5 protein-coding genes are annotated in these 4,401 nt (G+C 48.6%); 4 read left to right on the top strand and 1 reads right to left on the bottom strand.

What is annotated here, in order from left to right:
• From WG8_RS28245 to WG8_RS09460, 3 genes are all read left to right on the top strand, one after another.
• Positions 1 to 416 (top strand): adenine deaminase C-terminal domain-containing protein (locus WG8_RS28245; protein ID WP_007429919.1); only part of this gene is annotated, 416 nt, incomplete at its 5' end.
• Positions 417 to 545: 129 nt separating this feature from the next.
• Positions 546 to 1,127, top strand: coding sequence for a Crp/Fnr family transcriptional regulator (locus tag WG8_RS09455; RefSeq protein WP_007429920.1), 582 nt, complete (start codon positions 546 to 548; stop codon positions 1,125 to 1,127).
• An 81-nt stretch (positions 1,128 to 1,208) separates the two neighbouring features.
• Positions 1,209 to 1,550 (top strand): darcynin family protein, encoded by a 342-nt coding sequence (locus WG8_RS09460; protein WP_007429921.1) that lies wholly within the window; start codon positions 1,209 to 1,211, stop codon positions 1,548 to 1,550.
• A 168-nt stretch (positions 1,551 to 1,718) separates the two neighbouring features.
• On the opposite strand, the gene WG8_RS09465 is transcribed toward WG8_RS09460, so the two are convergent.
• A complete protein-coding gene (locus WG8_RS09465) occupies positions 1,719 to 2,666 on the bottom strand; it encodes an AraC family transcriptional regulator (RefSeq protein ID WP_007429922.1) in 948 nt (315 codons plus the stop codon).
• Positions 2,667 to 2,872: 206 nt separating this feature from the next.
• Here WG8_RS09465 and yicI point away from each other — a divergent pair.
• Positions 2,873 to 4,401, top strand: a 1,529-nt coding sequence (gene yicI / locus WG8_RS09470) for an alpha-xylosidase (protein WP_007429923.1), incomplete at its 3' end; no start/stop codon positions are given.

The raw sequence follows: 4,401 nt of genomic DNA on the forward strand, positions 1-4,401 counted from the left end.
CCGGCGTCGGCTTCACCGAGCCGGCCGCGATTGCCATGACCGTGGCGCATGATAGCCACAACCTGCTCGTCATTGGCAATGATGACGAGCTTATGACCCAGGCGGCAAAGCAGGCCGTCGCCATGCGTGGCGGCGTGGTGGTCGTATCCGCCTTGGGCGAGACGCGCTTCCCGCTGCCTATCGCGGGGCTGATGTCCCCAGCCCCGTTTGCAGAGGTGGCTGCGCAGTCCGAGAGCATTAGCCGGGCACTTCAGCAAGCCGGCTGCATGCTGAACAACGCGCTGATGACACTGTCACTGCTCGCGCTGGTCGTCATCCCTGAGATCCGCTTGTCGGATCAGGGACTGGTCGTGATTGGAGCGGATGGGATCCGCAAGGTGTCTCTTTTCGTGGAAGAGGACGCAGCGGAAGCCTGATCATATACGCTTGCGGGGGTTGTCCTAACAAGGTCTGTTAAGACCTGAGGGATAGCCCCTGTTTTCTGTATATAAAGTGAAAACGGGTATCTTCGATTCTTTTATACCTATGTGGGGAGCGGTGGGCAGATGGTTCCGTATTATCGTTCATTAGAAAAAATGGCTCATCAAGCCTCGATTACCGGGGAAGATTGGGATAGATTTGTAGAACGAACTCATGTGAGGCATGTACAGCAGGGAATGTATCTTATTGAAGCGGGTGAACCTGTGAAGCATGCTTATTTTTGTTCAGAGGGGCTATTTCGTTTGTTCTATACCTTGGCGGATGGCAGAGAATATAATGTTGGTTTTTCACCAGAAGACGATTACGTGACTTCTTACGGAGCTATGGTCAAAGGGGAAGCATCGACCTTTACAATCGAGGCTATGGAGGATTCGGTTGTGATTGAAATTCCCTATAACGTACTGACAGAGCTTATGGATACAAGCCATATGTGGGAAAGATTTGTGCGTAAAAGTGTAGAAAGACTTTATATTCGAAAAGAGGAACGGGAACGCGAATTATTGTATCTTTCCGCTAAGGAGCGTTATCATGCTTTTCTTCTCAAATACCCCGGATTGGACAAGCGAATTGCACAGTATCAAATCGCTTCCTACATAGGTATATCTCCTGTATCCCTTAGTCGATTGCTCCGTAGCGATCCCCATTAACCTATGTTAATGCGGATTTGCAGGTAGCAGCGTACAATAACGATACATTCATTCCAGCTTTACCAAAAAGGAGACAGGCATATGCGGTATATGATGGTTGTATTATTGGAATTTTACCCTTCCTGGTTGGCTTTGCCCCGGGAAGAACGGCGGCAGCATGCGGGAGCCTTGCAAGCTACCATTCAAAAATATAGCAAGCATGTTCAGGTTCGTTTTTTTGATGCAGAAGCGCTGCCAGGAAAGGACTATACCGATTTTGTCGTATGCGAAACAGAAGACATGAAGCAATATCACTATATGTGGGAGGAAATTCGCGACTCCCAGCCGTATACCAAGGGGTACATGAAGATTAAAGATGTGATTATGGGTATGGAAAATGCTTTCCGGTCCTATGAGTCAGAAGTATTGCAGGTGGAAAAATGAACACAAAAACGAAGTAGGCAGAATGGTGCTGTACAAGCGAAGCGGTCGCTTTTGTCCCCGGATTTCTCCCCTGGTTATACACTTAATTCAAGAAATCCGGGGGCGGTGGCGATGGGAAGCACCATCTGCCTGCGGAGTGGCACGAGAGGTGACTTTTAAATTCAATTTTTACCTTTTTGCGCTGGCTTCATTCATGTCTGTTACGTAGGGAGCTACCGTAAATGTCTGATCTGTTTCGTGCTGCTTGCGGTATTGCGAAGGAGTCAGACCGTTCCATTTTTTAAAGGTCGCAATAAAATAGCTCAGATTGTCGAAGCCTACGTCGAGCGCAATATCGACCACCTTGCGGTCACTTTGCTCCAGCAGCCTGCAAGCCTTCTGAACCCGATGATAATTAATATATTCAACCGGGCTTTTCTGCACCATTTGCTTGAAGAAACGGCAAAAATGTCCCTCACTCATCCCGATCTCATCAGCGATCTCCCGCAAACGAATGGGTTCATGGGCATGAGTGTTGATGTACGCCAGCGCTTTTTTGATCCGTTCAACCTTGCTGCGTTGACCTGCCATGATGACGTCCTCTCCGTTAGCAGGTCTCATATGTGGATACAGGCTGGCGATCATGCTGTACAGCTGTGCTTTGGTCGTCAGCTCACGGGCAGGTGTATTCTGCTCATGGCTGGTGATGATACGCCGCAACGCGGTCAGCACCTCCTGTTCCCAAGGCTTTACACCACGAATGTGGGCAGGAGGGACAAGCTTTTTGCTGATCAATGGATCAATGAACTGCGTCTGCACTGTATCCTGTGTGCGGCTGTGCAGCAAGTTTGGGTGAAACACCACAGCAGAGAATACGCAGCGGGGACTTTTTTTCAAATATCCTGCATGAAGCTCGCCACTATTGACAAAAAGGGCCTCGCCTTCGCAAACCTCCGTATACATCATATCCGTTTGAAATATGGCACTGCCCTGTTCCACGAGAATAAACTCCATTTCCTCATGCCAATGGGACTCCAGCACGCTGTTTCCGTTCAACTGCTCTACGCTCGGATACACGCTGACTGGATACATGGGATTGCCGTGAATGCGGTTTTCCCGCAGCATTTCCCTTTTCAATTCAATCCCTCCTATGCTGTTCATTGATTTATAACGGAATCCGGATTTTTGTAAAATCCTCAAATATCAAAATATTGATACAAAACGTCAAAATAAAAGAAGTAAACCCTTACATAAATCAATATTATTATAGTAAGGATTTCGAAAAAATCCAACAGGTGATTGGAAGTCAACAATTTTAAAGATGAGGACGGAGGAACAAACAGATGAAATTTACAGATGGCTATTGGTTGGTTCGCAAGGGCTATGAAATACAAAATCCTACTGAAATCCGTGATATTGTGACGGATGATGCTTCCATGACGGTATACGCGGCGACCCACCGGATCGAGCATAAAGGAGATACACTGAATGGAGCATTGCTGAAAGTGACCTATAGCTCGCCCATGCCGAATGTTATTCGGGTGCGTCTGAACCACCATAAAGGACGGGTCCATCATGGACCGGATTTTGAGATTCATACCTTGCCGACAGAAGTGGACATTACGGTCGATGAGAACGCAGCAGTGTTGAAAAGCGGCGACTTGAGCGTGCGGGTCGGGCGTGGCAAGAGCTGGGACGTAGGCTTTTATGTGGGGGATCGCAAAATCACAGGCAGTGGACATCGAGGACCTGGCTATATTACAGACCCGCAGGAGCAGCCTTTTTTCCGGGAACAGCTGGAACTGGGAATCGGGGAGTATATATACGGCCTTGGGGAGCGGTTCACTCCGTTTGTGAAAAACGGACAAGTAGTCGATATATGGAATGAAGACGGCGGCACGAGCAGTGAGCAGGCGTACAAAAATATCCCATTTTATCTGTCCAACAAAGGGTATGGTGTGTTCGTCAACCACCCGGAAAAGGTATCGTATGAGATCGCATCGGAAAATGTCTCGAAGGTACAGTTTAGCGTCGCTGGCGAATCGTTGGAGTATTTTATTATTGGCGGAGCCAATCCTAAAGAGGTGCTGGATAATTACACCAAGCTGACGGGGAAACCCGCGTTGCCGCCAGCCTGGACCTTTGGTTTGTGGCTGACGACTTCGTTCACGACAGATTATGATGAAGCGACAGTGAATCATTTTGTAGACGGAATGGCGGAGCGGGATTTGCCACTCTCGGTCTTCCATTTTGACTGCTTCTGGATGAAGGAATACCAATGGTGCGATTTCCAGTGGGATCAAGATATGTTCCCAGACCCGGAAGGCATGCTGCAACGATTGAAAGCGAAGGGCCTCAAAATTTGTGCATGGATCAACCCGTATATTGCGGAAAAATCCATTTTGTTCGATGAAGGCATGGAGAACGGCTATCTGGTCAAAACCGCCGATGGCGGCGTTTGGCAATGGGATATGTGGCAGGCGGGAATGGCGCTGGTTGACTTCACGAACCCGGCTGCAGTGGCCTGGTATCAGGATAAGCTGAAGGGGCTGCTGGATCAGGGCGTGGATTGCTTCAAAACCGACTTTGGCGAGCGTATTCCTACGGATGTGGTTTATTATGATGGCTCCGATCCGATAAAAATGCATAATTATTATACACATTTGTACAACAAGGCTGTTTTTGATGTATTGGAGGAAAAACTGGGTAAAAATGAAGCGGCGTTATTTGCGCGTTCTGCTACAGCCGGGGGACAACAATTTCCGGTTCACTGGGGCGGCGACTGCTCGTCGACATATGAGTCGATGGCAGAATCACTGCGGGGCGGCCTATCGCTTGGCTTGAGCGGCTTTGGCTTCTGGAGCCATGACAT

It is taken from the genome of Paenibacillus sp. Aloe-11 (assembly GCF_000245715.1).
GTDB classification, from domain to species: Bacteria; Bacillota; Bacilli; order Paenibacillales; family Paenibacillaceae; genus Paenibacillus; species Paenibacillus kribbensis.